Raw genomic sequence first — 13,662 nt, forward strand, 5'->3', positions numbered from 1 at the left:
ATCATTGTAAAAATTACACGCCTTCCTGGTGATAGCTGGTAACCAGTGCCACTTCGTCGCGGGAACCGAGGAAGACCGGCACGCGCTGGTGCAGCTTCTCAGGCTGGATGTCGAGGATGCGGCGCTTGCCGTCGGTGGCCATGCCGCCGGCCTGTTCGACGATGAAGGACATGGGGTTCGCTTCGTACATCAGGCGCAGGCGGCCTGGCTTGCTTGGATCTTTCAGGTCGGCCGGGTACATGAAGATGCCGCCGCGGTTCAAGATACGGTGCACGTCGGCCACCATGGAGGCGATCCAGCGCATATTGAAATCGGTGCCGCGCGGACCGGTGGTGCCTGCCAGCAGTTCGCCGATGTAGCGCTGTACCGGCGCATGCCAGTGGCGCTGGTTGGACGAGTTGATCGCGAATTCCTTGGTCTTGGCAGGAATCTGCATATTGCGCTGGGTCAGCACCCACGAACCCATCTCGCGGTCCAGGGTGAAGCAGTTCACGCCGTTACCGGTGGTGAGCACCAGCAGGGTTTGCGGGCCGTACAGGGCGTAGCCGGCGGCCACTTGCTTGGCGCCTGGCTGCAGGAAGTCCTGTTCGGTCGGCTCGGTCATGCCTTCCGGTGCTTTCAGCACGGAGAAGATGGTGCCGATCGATACGTTGACGTCGATGTTGGAGGAGCCATCCAGTGGGTCGAACACCAGCAGGTATTCGCCTTTCGGATAACGGTTAGGAATCGGGTGGATGTCTTCCATTTCTTCCGAAGCCATTGCCGCCAGGTGGCCGCCCCATTCGTTCGCTTCCAGCAGGATCTCGTTGGAGATCACATCCAGCTTCTTCTGGACTTCGCCCTGCACGTTTTCCGATTCCAGCGCGCCGAGCACTTCGCCAAGTGCGCCCTTGCCGACGCTGTGGGAAATGGTTTTGCAGGCGCGGCCCACCACCTCGATCAGGAGGCGCAGTTCGGCCGGAATGGAGTGGTGCTGGCGTTGTTCTTCAACGAGGTATTGGGTCAGGCTGATACGTTTCATTGTTTCCCTAGGTTTGTGCTTAATTAGTTTGCGAGTGCTTTGCTGACCACTTCCATCACGTCATTCGACAACGGCGTGGTGGCGGCGACTTTTTCCAGCGCGTGCCGCATGTGGACTTGCAGCGCCGGCGCATAACGGCGCCAGCGGTCCATGCTGCGTGCCAGGCGTGCGGCGACTTGCGGGTTCAGGGCGTCGAGCTTGATCACGTGTTCGGCCCAGAATTCGTAGGCGCTGCCATCGGCAGCATGGAATTGCGATGGATTCTGGTTGCAGAAGCTGAACAGCAGACTGCGCGCGCGGTTCGGGTTCTTCAGCGTGAAGGCCGGATGTTTCATCAGTTCGCACACTTTGGCCACATTGGTGTGCGGGGCGGAGCCTTGCATGGCGAACCACTTGTCCACCACCAGCGCTTCGGCTTTGAAGTCCTTGTAGAAGGCGTCCAGCTGCTTGCCGGCGTCGGCGCCGCTGTGGATCAGGGCGGACAGGGCGGCGGCGCGATCGGTCATATTGGTAGCGGCAGCGAACTGCTCGCCGGCCAGCTTGGCCGCTTCTGCGTTCGGCTGCACCAGCAGGTAGGCCAGCGCCACGTTTTTCAGGCCGCGCTTCCCGGCCGAGATGGCGTCCGGGCTGTAGGCGCCTGGCGTTGTATTGTCTGCATACACCTGCAGCAGCTCCGCATGCAAAGCAGTACCGATGGCGTGTCGCACGAACTGGCGCGCGCTGTGGATTGCTTGCGGGTGCACCACTTCCATCTGCTCGGCGATGATCGTCTCCGACGGCAGGATCAGGCATTGCTCACGGAAGGCGGCATCCAGCTCCTTGTCGGTCAGGACCGCGCGCAAGGCGCCGATGTAGGTGTCGTCCAGCTCGAGCGGCTTGTCGTCCAGCACCGCCTGGGTCAACGACAGCAGGCGTTCCATGGCCAGGCGCTGGCCGGCTTCCCAGCGGTTCACCGGGTCGCTGTCGTAGCGGAACAGGTGCAGCAATTCATCGTCGGTGTACGGGTACTCCAGCACGACCGGTGCAGAAAAATCACGCAGGATGGACGGCACCGGCGCCTCGGCAATGCCTTCGAAGCGGAACGTCTGTTCGGCCTCGGTCAACTCTAGTACGCGGGTCGAAATCAGGTCCTTGCCATCGCGGCCGAGCAGGCCCACGGCGACCGGGATGTGGAACGGCAGCTTGTTGTCCTGGCCCGGCGTGGCCGGGCAGGACTGGCGCAGCGTCAGTTCATACACTTGTTTGGCGCCATCGTGATGGCCGCTGGCGCTCACCACCGGCGTGCCGGCCTGGCTGTACCAGCGTTCGAATTGCTTCAGGTCGCGCTTGTTGGCGTCGGCCATCGCGGCGCGGAAATCGTCGCATTGCACGGCTTGGCCGTCATGGCGTTCGAAATACAGGTCCATGCCCTTGCGGAAGCCTTCGCGGCCCAGCAAGGTCTGGTACATGCGCACCACTTCGGCGCCTTTTTCGTACACGGTCACCGTGTAGAAGTTGTTGATTTCGACGAAGGAATCGGGACGCACCGGGTGTGCCATCGGGCCGGCGTCCTCCGGGAACTGGGCCTGGCGCAGCGTACGCACCTGGTCGATGCGGGTCACGGCGCGGCCGCTGTCGGTGCCGATCATGTCGGCACTGAATTCCTGGTCGCGGAACACCGTCAGGCCTTCCTTCAGCGACAGCTGGAACCAGTCGCGGCATGTCACGCGGTTGCCGGTCCAGTTGTGGAAGTATTCGTGGCCCACCACTGCCTCGATGCCGGAGTAGTCGATGTCGGTTGCGGTGCGCGGGTTGGCCAGCACGAACTTCGTGTTGAAGATATTCAGCCCCTTGTTTTCCATCGCGCCCATGTTGAAGTCGCTCACGGCGACAATCATGAAGCGGTCCAGGTCCAGCTCCAGGCCCCAGCGTTCCTCGTCCCAGCGGATGGAATTCTTCAGCGACTGCATGGCGTAGTCGGTCTTGTCGAGGTTGCCCTCTTCCACCCACACCTGCAGCAGCACTTCGCGGCCCGACTTCAGCTTGAATTTCTCTTCCTGGCACACCAGGCGCGCTGCCACCAGGGCGAACAGGTAGGACGGCTTCTTGAACGGGTCTTCCCACTTGGCATAGTGGCGGCCGTCACCGAGCTCGCCCTCTTCCAGCAGGTTGCCGTTGGAGAGAAGGACCGGGTATTGCTCCTTGTCGGCGCGCAGCATCACGGTGTAGCGCGCCATCACGTCCGGACGGTCCGGGAAGTAGGTGATGCGGCGGAAGCCTTCGGCCTCGCACTGAGTGTAGAAACCGCTGCCCGAGGTGTACAGGCCCGAAAGCGTGGTGTTTTCAACCGGGGCGCAGGTGGTTTCGATCTCCAGCAGCACATTGACCGGCGCGTTACGGATGGTCAGGGTGTTGTTGCCAATAATGTACTGGTTTGGGTTCAGCACCATCCCGTTCATGCGCAGGGCGATCAGCTCAATGGCTTCGCCGTGCAGCACCAGGTCGTGGCTCTTGCTGTCCGGGTTATGGCGCAGCTGCACGCGGTTGGCGACGATGGTACAGGCGGGATCGAGGTCGAAGCCCAGTTCCACGGTCTCCACCAGGTAGCTGGGCGGGGTGTAGTCTTTACGATAGATCGTTTGCGGGCTGTCGGTACGCATGGTTTGGGCGAGCGAGGACAAAGAAGACTATTTTACCAATACCGGAAGCCGGGCACGCCCGATTCTTTTCCGCTCTCCCCGCGGGGGTAACATTCTGTAATAATTAGGTGAAACGCATGTTGCCGGATTAAACTGGCCTATGAGTATAAAAGGAGTGTTGCCATGAAAGCGCTAGCCATTTTGGTGGCGGCCACCAGTTTGTTGCTGAGCGGCTGTGCCACTACCCTGCACAGCAACGTCACGGTGTTCCACGAGTGGCCGAGCGACATGCAGGACAAATCGTATACCTTCGAAACACCGGCGCCGGGCGAGGATACGCTGGAATACCGCAGCTACCAGAACCTGGTCAGCGGTGAACTGGCCAAGCTGGGCTTCAGCCAGGCCGCCAGCACCAAGGACGCCAAGCTGCGCGTCGGCATGCAGTTCAGCACCATCGACCGCCCGGTCAAGGTCCTGACGGCGACCGACCCGTGGATGTATGGTCCCGGCCCATGGGGTTATTACCCGCGCTGGGGCTACTACCCTTACCGTTATCGCTACTACGGTTTCTACCGCCCATACTACGATCCGTGGATGTGGGGCCCGATGGAATTCCGCGAAACCATCCAGCATAACTATGACCGCAACTTGCGCGTCACCATCAACAACCTGCAGGGCAAGAAGCTGTATGACGTAACGGTGCAGAACACCAGCCGCAAGCAATCGACGCCGCTGGTCATGCCCGCCCTGGTGCAAAGCGCCTTCACCGGCTTCCCGGGCGAAAGCGGAAAGGCCAAGCGCGTAGATCTTGAGCTCCAATAACGCCGTCAAATCGATCGGGCGGTGGTTGCGCGAAGGCGCTTCCACCGCTTTTTTCCGTTCGCCGCGCTGGGAAGGCCTGTCCACCGGACCGGGCGTCGTCGCGGCCCTGGTATTGCTGGTGCTGGCGATCTCCTTATCGTTCCAGCGCCTGTATATCCAGGGACCGGCGATCTTCTACTGGAAGGCCATCGCCTACGGCTGGCTGCCTTTCGCCCTGCTGCCCTTCTATGCGCTGATGACACGTGGAACAGGGCCGAGCGGGCGTCCCGGCGCGGCGCCGGACCTGGCGCTGCTGACTACCCTGCTGCTGGCGCAGACCGTCTGGCTGGAGCTGTTTGTTGACCTGTGCTTTGCTGCCATGCTTGATGGCGGGTCTGAAGCCTGGTCGGTGCGCTACCTGGGGCAATGGGGCGCGTGGATTGCCTGGGGGATTCCGGTCACCCTGATGATCCTGTCGCAACTTGTGCTGCTGGCGCGCGGCGGACGCGGTCGGCGCTGGCCGCTGGCGTTCGCAGCGGGCATGATGGCGGGCGTCGTGGCGCTGGGTGTAGCCACCCAGCAGCCTGATTTCTGGTATCCGAAAAAGCAGGAAGCCAACAACGAGGAATCGTCGCGCTACCTGAAGCTGACCGCGGAACTGATGGAGTCGCAGCCGGTGCTGTTGTCGCGCCAACTGGCAGGGCTGGCGCCGCAGCGCCCGGGCAAGGTCGACATGTATGCGCTGACCTTCGCGCCTTACGGCGATGAGGTGTTCCGGCGCGAGAGCCAGATGGTGGCGGACGTGATGTCGCAGCGCTTCGGCACGGAAGGCCGCACACTGCAGCTGGTGAACCATTTCCAGACTGCCGAAAAACTGCCCTGGGCCACCACCGTGAACCTGCAGAAGGCGATCCGCAGCGTGGCGCGTACCATGGACAAGGACGAAGATGTGCTGTTCATCTACCTGACTTCGCACGGCGCGCGCGAAGGCCAGTTGGCGGCGGACTTCTGGCCGTTCGAATTGACCGAGCTGACCCCGTCCATGCTGCGCAAGTGGCTGGATGAAGCGGGCATCCGGAATCGCGTAATTGCAGTGTCGGCCTGCTTCTCGGGCAGCTGGATTCCGTCGCTGAAGGACGATGCAACCATGGTGCTGACTGCAGCCGATGCCGACCACACTTCCTACGGCTGCGGCTACAAGTCGGAGCTGACCTTCTTCGGCCGCGCCATGTTCGACGAACAGCTGCGCACCCACACGCGCTCCTTTGAGCAAGCCCATGCCGCTGCCCGGGAAGTCATCCGCAAGCGCGAAGTGGAGGCGGGCAAGGACGACGGCTATTCGAACCCGCAGATCTCGGTCGGGACCGCTATCCGCGCCAAGCTCGCTACTTTCCAATAACGTCGCGCAGTGAGATGTCGTTGTGACCCACACCAGGAACGACGTGGAGAGTGGCCAGGCCAGGGCGGAAGCTGCGGTACAGGGCTTCACTGCTGGCGCGCGGAATAACCTCGTCGCGCTCGGCGGCGAGGATGGTGGTCGGGGCGTTGACCTTGGGCGCGTAGCTGGCCGAGTCGTAGCGGTCGCGCAGCAGCAGGCGTACCGGCAGCCAGGGAAAGTGGTGCGAAGCCGCGCCAGCCATGCTGTCGTAGGGCGTGACCAGCACCAGCCGGTCGACCGCCTTGACGCTGGCCAGCCGGGTGGCAATGCCGCTGCCAAGGCTGCGTCCCACGACCGTCACCTGGGGATGCTGGGCGCGAACATGCTCGTACAGTGCCAGCGCATCGGCAAACAAGCCGGTCTCGGTCGGCTCGCCCGGCGTTGCGCCGTAGCCGCGGTAGTGCATTAAATATAGCGCCTGGCCGGGAAAGACAGCCTGCAGCTCCGGCAAGCCATACCCCACCGCCTCGGCATTGCCGCCAAAGTAGATCACTGCAAAAGGCCCCGGCTGCTCGTGCAACGTGACGCCAACGCGCACGCCGCCGCCCAATGTCAGCACAGTGCCGCCTTCAAATGCCTGGGGGTAGTAGATCATGCTGCGCTGGCGGAAAAACACCACGGTGCACACGGCCAGGTAGGCTACCAGTGCGGTCAGCAGCAGCGTCGTAGCCATGCGCATGAGCGGCTTACGTGCGCGCATCCGCGCGCGCCCAGCTCATGCCCCAGGAGTACAGGGCGACAAACATCATCACATCCATGAAGATGCCGAATACCAGGTACAACAACGGCAAGAACAGCAACGTTAAATGGTGCAGCACATATGCATGCAGCAAGTACTGCATGGGGAAAGCCACAACGAAGTAGGCCAACGTACACACGGTCAAGCCGACTTTGCGCCATAGCGAAAATCCGAACATGTAGTAAGTCGCGCCTAGTCCCCACGGCATCATGAACAGGAAGATCAACGCCATCGTCAGCGTATCGCCCAGGTAGCGCGCCGAGTCATACGGAAACTCGCCAGGCAGGTAGTGGAAAAAAATCAGCGCCGTAGCCTGCACCAGCAGGCAGGCTCGCACGATGTACTGCAATGGCAGGAAGCGGTCGCGCGATACCAGGAACGTCGCCAGCAAGGCAAGCACGCAACCCGCCAGCGTGATCCACCACAGCTGGTCGCCTGGATCTCCGGCAGGGAGCAGCGGAAACGGCAGGTCCAAGTAGTAGGCACCCAGGTCGACCTGGCGAAGCGCGACACTCCCCTGCGGGGCGATACGTGGCAGCCAGAATTCGAACAGGCCACGCCACAGTGCAAGGATCGGCGACAACAGGCAAAGCAGCACGACGGTAAACACGGCGGGCAGCGCCAGGGATCCCAGCAGGTTGGTGCGGCTTAGCTTGATCTGGTACATCGAGCGGTGCAGCTGGATCGCGCTGCCGCCGAAGCCGCGAAAGCGCATATCGTCGATCTTGCGCTGCAATGCATGCAATTGCTTCACGCTCAGAATTCCTTGAACAGGGTCGCTTCCAGGCCGCGGCGGTCATAGAAAGGGTTATGGTAAGCCTCCGCGCGCAACTGGAAGCCATAGGTCGGGGCCAGCCACTTGCGCCAGGTGCCGCTGACGACGCTGCTGCGGAAGTTCACCAGCAAGTCTGCCGAACCGGCGCCGATGTACTGGTAAGCCTCCTCGCCCATATCGTAGCGCAACGCGATGTATTGCTGTTTGTTGTAGCCCCAGGTCGCGGCAATATACTTGGCGTTGGCCATCACGCCGCCCGGGTTGCTGCGGTTGATTCGGGTGCCGCCCTGCAGCACCCAGGCATTCGGCAGGTACCACGACAGGCCAAGCAACAGGCTGCGGTCGCGATGGCCGTCGCGCGCATTCACTGCGGTCACGCCGACGGTGGCAATCACATTGCGGGCGTCGCCCAGCTTGCGGTTGATCACCGCGTCGCCGCGCGACTGCGGGAAGAAAAAGCTGCTGCCATGGCTGGCGGCCAGGCTGCCATACCAGTCCTCATTGAAGACGTGGGTGACGCCGCCCACTACCAGGGCGCCATGCGCGCCGAACTGGCGTGCATTCACCAGGTCCGCATTCCACACCGTCGCGTCGGAGGTCCGCAGCGAGCCCCGCACGAATTGCTGGTTCCAGGTGCCAAAGCCGTCGCTCAGGCTATGGTGCAGCACCCCTGCTTCAACCGTGCCGGTGTTATCGGCCTGGGCCGTAGGCTGCCCGGCCGCCAGCAAGGCTGCCAGGCCAATGAAAGGCAGGCGTAACTTACGAGTCATTCATACTCCGTATCATGATGTCTTTGATGCGTGCGGCGGCAAAGCCGTCGCCGAAGGGATTGGGGGCGGCACGCATTGCCGAATAAGCATGGGCGTCCGCGCGCAGCGCATCGACGGCCTCGATAATGGCTGCGCCATCGGTACCGATCAGGCGTCCCCCGCCGCTGGCCACCAGTTCCGGCCGCTCGGTGGTTTCGCGCAGGATCAGCACCGGCACGTGCAGGCAAGCCGCTTCTTCCTGGATGCCGCCGGAATCGGTCAACACCAGCCAGGACTGGCGCAGCAGTTGCAGCGTGGTCGAATAGTTCAGTGGCCGGGTCAGGAAGATGCGTTCCGATACTTCTTCCGGCAGGTCGGTGAACACTTCATCGACCGTCGCCCGGATCTTTGGATTGCTGTGCACCGGCCAGACGATCACCAGGTCTTCGTCAGACAGCAACAGCTTGCGCACCGTGGTCGAAATCGACAGCAGGGGCTGCCCCAGGTTTTCGCGGCGGTGCGCCGTGATGAACACCAGGCGCCGCCCTGCCGCCACCTCCTGCAGGCCGCGCAGCTCGTCGCTGGACAATTCATCCGGGTTGCCTGCCAGCTCCGGGTCGGTGGTTGCCAGGCGCACTGCGTCGACAATGGTATTGCCGACCATATGGATACGGTCGCCTCCGACGTTTTCACGCAACAGGTTCAGGCGCGCGTTTTCAGTCGGTGCGAAATGCCAGTCCGCCAGCCTGCCGATCAGCTCACGATTCTGCTCTTCCGGGAACGGATTGAAGCGGTTGTGCGAGCGCAAGCCCGCCTCCACATGGCCCACCGGGATATGCTGGTAGAACGCCGCCAGTGCCGCCATGGCCGCGCTGGCGGTATCGCCATGCACCAGCACTGCTGCGGGCTTGACTGCCTCGAAGGCTGCGCCCAGCTTTTCCAGCAACATGGCCGACAGGTGATGCAGCGCATCGGACGTGCGCTGCAGCGGCAAGCTGAAGTCGGGCAGGATCTTGAAGAAGCGGTACATCGGGTCGGCCATGTCTTCGTGCTGGCCGGTATGCAGCAGCAAGGGCTCCAGTCCCTCGTGCTTCAGCGCGTAGTAGACCGGCGCCATCTTGATGATCTCGGGCCGCGTGCCCATGCAAAGGAGGATGCTGTTTGCGCTCAAAATGGCTCCTGTGTCAGTTAATGCTTGTGGAGGGAACGACGTAGCCGAGCTCCCTCGCCCACACGGTGCCATGCGCTACCGCACCTTCGCACACGCGGATTTCAATGGCGGTCACGGTGGTTTCCGCGCCGTCCGCCCCGAGCACCGTGCCGGCATCGATCCGGATGGTCTTTTCGCAGACCAGCGGGCCGCGGATCGTACAGCCGGGGCCAATGAACATATCGCCGCTGCAGACCACTGCACCTTCGATGCGCGCTCCGGCTCCAATGTGCAGGTCGCCGTGGCACTTGACGCTGCCTTCGAGCATGGCGTACGCGCCGACCGTCATGCTGCCGCGCGCGACCAGGTCGCCATGGTGGAAACAGGCTTCCGGCAGGTGCAGGTCGCCGCCTGCCAACCAGCGCCCGGCGGCATCGTCCAGCAGCACGGCCGGACGCTCCAGCGTGGCGCGGCTGGTCGGTTGCGGCAGCGGCGCCGGCGCCGCATCGCCGAAGCGGATCAGCGGCGCATGCATGCGGCCAAAGCGGGTGTCGCCATGCAGCACCAGTTCCTGGCTGGCAGACACCCGGCCGAACAGGCGCGCGCGGCGGCTGGCGGTAAAGCGGGTATCGCTGTGCGCCCAGCGCAGCACGTCGCACTGCTCGCCGAGCACGATCTCGCCGCGCGCCAGCAGGGCGCGGAACGAGTTTTCGCTGCCGGTGCGAATCGCGCCGGCGGCAAACACTTCCTTTTCGTACAGCAGCCCCTGGCCCAGTTCCAGCGCGCCCGTACCCAGCACCATCTGGTCTACCGCCTGCGCAACACGCTCCTGCTCGGTGATCGAAGGTTTGCCATCGGCGCCCACCAACTGGTAGCGGTCGCCCGTTGCCAGCCGGCCGTTGCGCGGCACGGTGGCGGAGCCGCTGGTCTGTGCCAACTCGGCAAACTGCTCAGTGAGGAACTGGCGGAAACGGTTGGCGAAGTGTTTGATATTGCCATCGTAGTCGCGCACTACTTTCAGCGGCTGCGCGTCGCGCCGGACGCGCCATTCAAGCAGCGCCGGCAGCAAGGGCAGCAGGAACAGCAGCGCCTGGCAAGCAAGAAACAATACGATCCAGCTCATGGCCTTGGCTCCGGCTGGCGGTAACGCGCGGTCTTGTCCCATTCCAGGCTGCGCCGGAACAGGCCATCGAACAGCACCTGCCTGAAGGTGGCGATGGTGATGGAAAGCAGGCTGACCAGGAAGCCGAAGTAATTCAGCGGCATCAGGCGGATACGTTCGCGGCTGCCGTCCAGGTAGACGGCGGCGCCGATCTCGAAGAAGACGGCGAAGTTGCCCAACGCGCTGTAGGACATCAGGCAGAACAGTGCCAGCACGCCCGTCAGCCAGTGGTTGGCGTCGAAATAGAACAGGATGATGGCCAGTATCCAACCGGCCAGCAGGATCGGCGACATGGCAAACACGCCCAGCAGCAGCATGCCGTCGAGCTTTTCGCGTAGCGCTACCTTGTCGCTGGCCAGCAGTGCGCCCGCATAGCGGAAAGCAGCCTGGTTGTGGCCTTTCGACCAGCGCATGATCTGGCGCACCCGTACCGGCCAGGTTTCCGGCACTTCCTCGTAGCACTCGGAGCGGTTCTGGTAGGCGGTTTTCCAGCCGCTTAGCAGCAAGCGATATGTCAGGTCGGTGTCTTCGGCCAGCGCGTCTTCGCGCCAGCCGCCGATTGCTTCTAGCGCGATGCGCCGCACGCCGCCGACCGTGCCGCCGTATTGCGGCACCAGCGACAGGTTCATGCGCGCCTGCTGGTCGACCTGATAGCCACCGGAGCGCTCCATGTCCAGCAGGCGGGTCAGCAGGTTGCTGCCGGTGTTCAGCGGCACTACCCTGCCCATTACGGCGCCAACCTCCGGGTCGAAGAATGGCGCCACCAGCTGGCGCAACAGGCCGCGTCCCGGCACATAGTCGGCATCGAACACGATCAGGATGTCGCTGTTAACCTGTGCAGTCGCATCCTTCAGCGCGGCCGCCTTGCCCGGCTTGCCTCCGCCGCGGTGGAACGGCGTGATGCGGCCCGGATGTGCGGCGCAGATCTCGTCGATGATGCGGCGCGTGTCGTCGGTCGAGCGATCGTTGACCGGCATGATGCGCAGGCGATCGCGCGGGTAGTCTACTTCCAGCAGGGCGCGCAGCGAATCGGCAATCACGGCCTGTTCGTTATGCGCAGCCACCAGCACCGTCACGCTCGGCCAGTTGCCGCTGTCGACATCCAGGTAGGGATGGCGCTGGGCGCCGTACAGCCGGTTGAAAGTGAAGTAATAGTGCCGCACGGTGTACACCAGCACCAGCGCAATCACAGCCCACAGCAGGTAAAGCATGATGGTCAGCGTGCGCGAGGTCAGCAGTTGCTGGTGGCGCGACTGGACCTGGTCATGGATGCCGAGCCAGTTATTGTTCTCGGCTTTTTTATGCAAGGCTGAAGAGGGATCAAGGCTGAAGCCTGGCGCGGCCGCCGCTGACGCAGGCAACGCAGGCGCGGGAGCAGCCAGGACCAGCGCCAACGACAGCCACCAGCCGGCAAACAGCCCAAGGACTTGCAGGGTTAAGCGACGGCGCCCGGTCATCGATTCAGCCTGCGCCAGTTCGGTGGAATTTCTTGGTAAGGCATTTTGACAAATCAACTTTCAGTTCGGTCTGACGTGACGGCCGGCATGGCCGGCGAAAACGGTGCGGCGAGTTGCCCGCCTAGCTGGCTGGAAACGGCGGTATCGCTACCATATTCCGCCGGCCAGTGGCCCGGAAGGTAGTGGGTGCCGAATACCCGGTCCAGCAGCGGCAGCATGGCGGCAAAATTGCGGTCGACATGGTTATGGCGCGTATGGTGCCAATGGTGGAAGGCCGGACTCGACAGCAGCCACTCCAGCGGCCCTAGGCGCACCCGGATATTCGAATGGATGAAAAAGCCCCACACGCTGCCAACCAGGATTACCGCGACCGGCGTCGCGCTGGCTGCCGCGTCTGGGCCTGCCAGGCCGAGCACGTAGAGGGGCAGCAGGCTGCACAGCCGCGTGAACAGCAAATCGACCGGATGCGCGCGCGTATTGGTCAGGAAGTAGACGTGGGCAGCGCTATGGTGCACCGCGTGAAAGCGCCACAGCAGCGGCCAGCGGTGGGCCAGGCGGTGCGACCAGTAGGCCCCGACGTCACCGACCAGCAGTGCCAGCGGCAGGCGCAGCGCGAGCGGCAAAGCCGCCAGCGTCTCCGGCACCGCGACTGGTACCAGTGCGCGCGACAATTGCGCAACGAGCGCCAGCGGCACCGCCAGCACCAGCATCGGCAGCAGGCTGTTGGCAAAATAATAGAACAGGTCCGGCCAGCGCTGGCGCTCGCCGGGCTGCGCCTGGCGCACGGCGAGATAGCGTTCCAGCGGCAGAAAGATGGCGCACAGCACGCACAGCCACACTGCCAGCCGCAGGACCTGTTCAGCCAAGGCTGTCACGGCAGGGCTTCAGCTCAAGGCTGGCGACGACGGCGCAGCGCCAGTGCCAGCAGTCCGAGTCCGGTCAGCATGACCAGCAGGCTGGCAGGCTCCGGCACTTCGGCAGGCGGGGTACCGTTGTCCGGCGTGTCGATGGCAAACAGGGAAACGCCGTCAAGCAGGGAAAACGGCGGGTGGCCTTCCGGCGTTCCGGCGGCCAGGAAGGACAGCAAGCTGCCGCTGGACTTGGCGGTAAACGTGAACGCCTCCTGCATCCAGCCGCTCGATGCCTGGCTCTGGTTGTTGTAGGTGGCGGTTTCGAAGGTGTTGCCGTCGATGCTCACGCTCCATTTTTCGCTGGTCTCGCCAAAGAAGCCCCACTGCTGGGCAGCCGCCCATTCGAACCGCAGCATATACGTGGTGCCGATTTCCAGGTCGCTGATCGCCTGCTGGATGGCGACCACGCCGTAGGCGCCGTCGGCGGCGATGAAGTTGCCGCCGTTGGCGCTGCTTGCCAGCGCGTTGGCGCCGCCGTTATTGGCGCCCCACAATTTCAGGGGAACGTCGTTCTGGCCACCGAACCAGGACACGGCACCGGTGGTGTCTGCGGTTCCGGAAGCAAAGACAAAATTGTATCCGCCGGGCGCAGACCAGCCAGACACGGAGGTATTGAAGTCCACCTGGCCATTGCCATTGGAAGTCAGTTCAAAGCCGCCGTTTTGTACCAGGTTGACCGGGCCGGCGTGGGCGGCCGCCACCAGCAGCAAGGCCGCCACGGCCGTGAAACTTTGCAATACTTTGCCCAACATTGCGTTCTTCATAATTCTTCCTTGAAATTCAAATGTCCCGGCGGAACGCAAGCAAGAATTATGCCAAACTCAATAACTCATCAGTAAAC

General features: G+C 63.0%; 12 protein-coding genes. 2 read left to right on the plus strand and 10 right to left on the minus strand.

What is annotated here, in order from left to right:
* Nucleotides 1-13: 13 nt before the first annotated feature.
* Together ACN9MY_RS26360 and pepN are read right to left on the minus strand one after the other, a co-directional pair.
* Complete coding sequence (locus ACN9MY_RS26360) at nt 14-1,021, minus strand: class 1 fructose-bisphosphatase (protein WP_426164418.1); 1,008 nt, start codon at nt 1,019-1,021, stop codon at nt 14-16.
* A gap of 23 nt (nt 1,022-1,044) precedes the next feature.
* The gene (gene pepN, locus ACN9MY_RS26365) at nt 1,045-3,660 is read right to left on the minus strand and encodes an aminopeptidase N (RefSeq protein WP_426319122.1); all 2,616 of its coding nucleotides are present in this window, start codon (nt 3,658-3,660) and stop codon (nt 1,045-1,047) included.
* Nucleotides 3,661-3,822: 162 nt separating this feature from the next.
* Between pepN and ACN9MY_RS26370 the strand changes: the two genes are divergently transcribed.
* Together ACN9MY_RS26370 and ACN9MY_RS26375 are read left to right on the plus strand one after the other, a co-directional pair.
* The gene (locus ACN9MY_RS26370; protein WP_426164424.1) at nt 3,823-4,461 is read left to right on the plus strand and encodes a DUF4136 domain-containing protein; all 639 of its coding nucleotides are present in this window, start codon (nt 3,823-3,825) and stop codon (nt 4,459-4,461) included.
* Nucleotides 4,448-5,839, plus strand: coding sequence for a C13 family peptidase (locus ACN9MY_RS26375; RefSeq protein WP_426164427.1), 1,392 nt, complete (start codon nt 4,448-4,450; stop codon nt 5,837-5,839). Before ACN9MY_RS26370 ends, ACN9MY_RS26375 begins: the two co-directional genes overlap by 14 nt.
* On the opposite strand, the gene ACN9MY_RS26380 is transcribed toward ACN9MY_RS26375, so the two are convergent.
* The 8 genes from ACN9MY_RS26380 to ACN9MY_RS26415 all read right to left on the minus strand — a co-directional run bounded on the left by ACN9MY_RS26380 (nt 5,826) and on the right by ACN9MY_RS26415 (nt 13,585).
* Nucleotides 5,826-6,578 carry an alpha/beta hydrolase gene (locus tag ACN9MY_RS26380; RefSeq protein WP_426319123.1) on the minus strand — a complete coding sequence of 251 codons (753 nt, stop codon included), beginning with the start codon at nt 6,576-6,578 and terminating at the stop codon, nt 5,826-5,828. The two genes, ACN9MY_RS26375 and ACN9MY_RS26380, sit on opposite strands and share 14 nt — an antisense overlap.
* Nucleotides 6,565-7,371 (minus strand): hypothetical protein, encoded by an 807-nt coding sequence (locus ACN9MY_RS26385; protein WP_426319124.1) that lies wholly within the window; start codon nt 7,369-7,371, stop codon nt 6,565-6,567. Before ACN9MY_RS26385 ends, ACN9MY_RS26380 begins: the two co-directional genes overlap by 14 nt.
* 2 nt (nt 7,372-7,373) lie before the next feature.
* Nucleotides 7,374-8,162, minus strand: coding sequence for a YaiO family outer membrane beta-barrel protein (locus ACN9MY_RS26390; protein WP_426319125.1), 789 nt, complete (start codon nt 8,160-8,162; stop codon nt 7,374-7,376).
* Complete coding sequence (gene wecB, locus ACN9MY_RS26395; protein ID WP_426164439.1) at nt 8,152-9,312, minus strand: non-hydrolyzing UDP-N-acetylglucosamine 2-epimerase; 1,161 nt, start codon at nt 9,310-9,312, stop codon at nt 8,152-8,154. Before wecB ends, ACN9MY_RS26390 begins: the two co-directional genes overlap by 11 nt.
* Nucleotides 9,313-9,325: 13 nt before the next feature.
* Nucleotides 9,326-10,414, minus strand: a complete 1,089-nt coding sequence (locus tag ACN9MY_RS26400) for a polymer-forming cytoskeletal protein (RefSeq protein WP_426319126.1) — start codon at nt 10,412-10,414, stop codon at nt 9,326-9,328.
* Nucleotides 10,411-11,664, minus strand: a complete 1,254-nt coding sequence (locus tag ACN9MY_RS26405) for a glycosyltransferase (protein ID WP_426323858.1) — start codon at nt 11,662-11,664, stop codon at nt 10,411-10,413. Before ACN9MY_RS26405 ends, ACN9MY_RS26400 begins: the two co-directional genes overlap by 4 nt.
* Before the next feature lie 299 nt (nt 11,665-11,963).
* A complete protein-coding gene (locus ACN9MY_RS26410) occupies nt 11,964-12,785 on the minus strand; it encodes a sterol desaturase family protein (protein WP_426164444.1) in 822 nt (273 codons plus the stop codon).
* Nucleotides 12,786-12,799: 14 nt separating this feature from the next.
* Nucleotides 12,800-13,585: a PEP-CTERM sorting domain-containing protein gene (locus tag ACN9MY_RS26415; protein WP_426164447.1), complete on the minus strand. Its 786-nt coding sequence runs from the start codon at nt 13,583-13,585 to the stop codon at nt 12,800-12,802.
* Nucleotides 13,586-13,662: the final 77 nt, after the last annotated feature.

The organism is Pseudoduganella sp. R-31 (genome assembly GCF_049913235.1).
Taxonomy (GTDB): domain Bacteria; phylum Pseudomonadota; class Gammaproteobacteria; order Burkholderiales; family Burkholderiaceae_D; genus Rugamonas.

Excerpts from the sequence above, each read along its gene's own strand:
- ACN9MY_RS26370 (WP_426164424.1), top strand. The coding sequence starts at position 3,823 with ATGAAAGCGCTAGCCATTTTGGTGGCGGCCACCAGTTTGTTGCTGAGC.
- ACN9MY_RS26415 (WP_426164447.1), bottom strand. The coding sequence starts at position 13,585 with ATGAAGAACGCAATGTTGGGCAAAGTATTGCAAAGTTTCACGGCCGTG.
- ACN9MY_RS26390 (WP_426319125.1), bottom strand. The coding sequence starts at position 8,162 with ATGACTCGTAAGTTACGCCTGCCTTTCATTGGCCTGGCAGCCTTGCTG.
- pepN (WP_426319122.1), bottom strand. The coding sequence starts at position 3,660 with ATGCGTACCGACAGCCCGCAAACGATCTATCGTAAAGACTACACCCCG.
- ACN9MY_RS26360 (WP_426164418.1), bottom strand. The coding sequence starts at position 1,021 with ATGAAACGTATCAGCCTGACCCAATACCTCGTTGAAGAACAACGCCAG.
- ACN9MY_RS26380 (WP_426319123.1), bottom strand. The coding sequence starts at position 6,578 with ATGCGCGCACGTAAGCCGCTCATGCGCATGGCTACGACGCTGCTGCTG.
- ACN9MY_RS26400 (WP_426319126.1), bottom strand. The coding sequence starts at position 10,414 with ATGAGCTGGATCGTATTGTTTCTTGCTTGCCAGGCGCTGCTGTTCCTG.
- ACN9MY_RS26405 (WP_426323858.1), bottom strand. The coding sequence starts at position 11,664 with ATGCTTTACCTGCTGTGGGCTGTGATTGCGCTGGTGCTGGTGTACACC.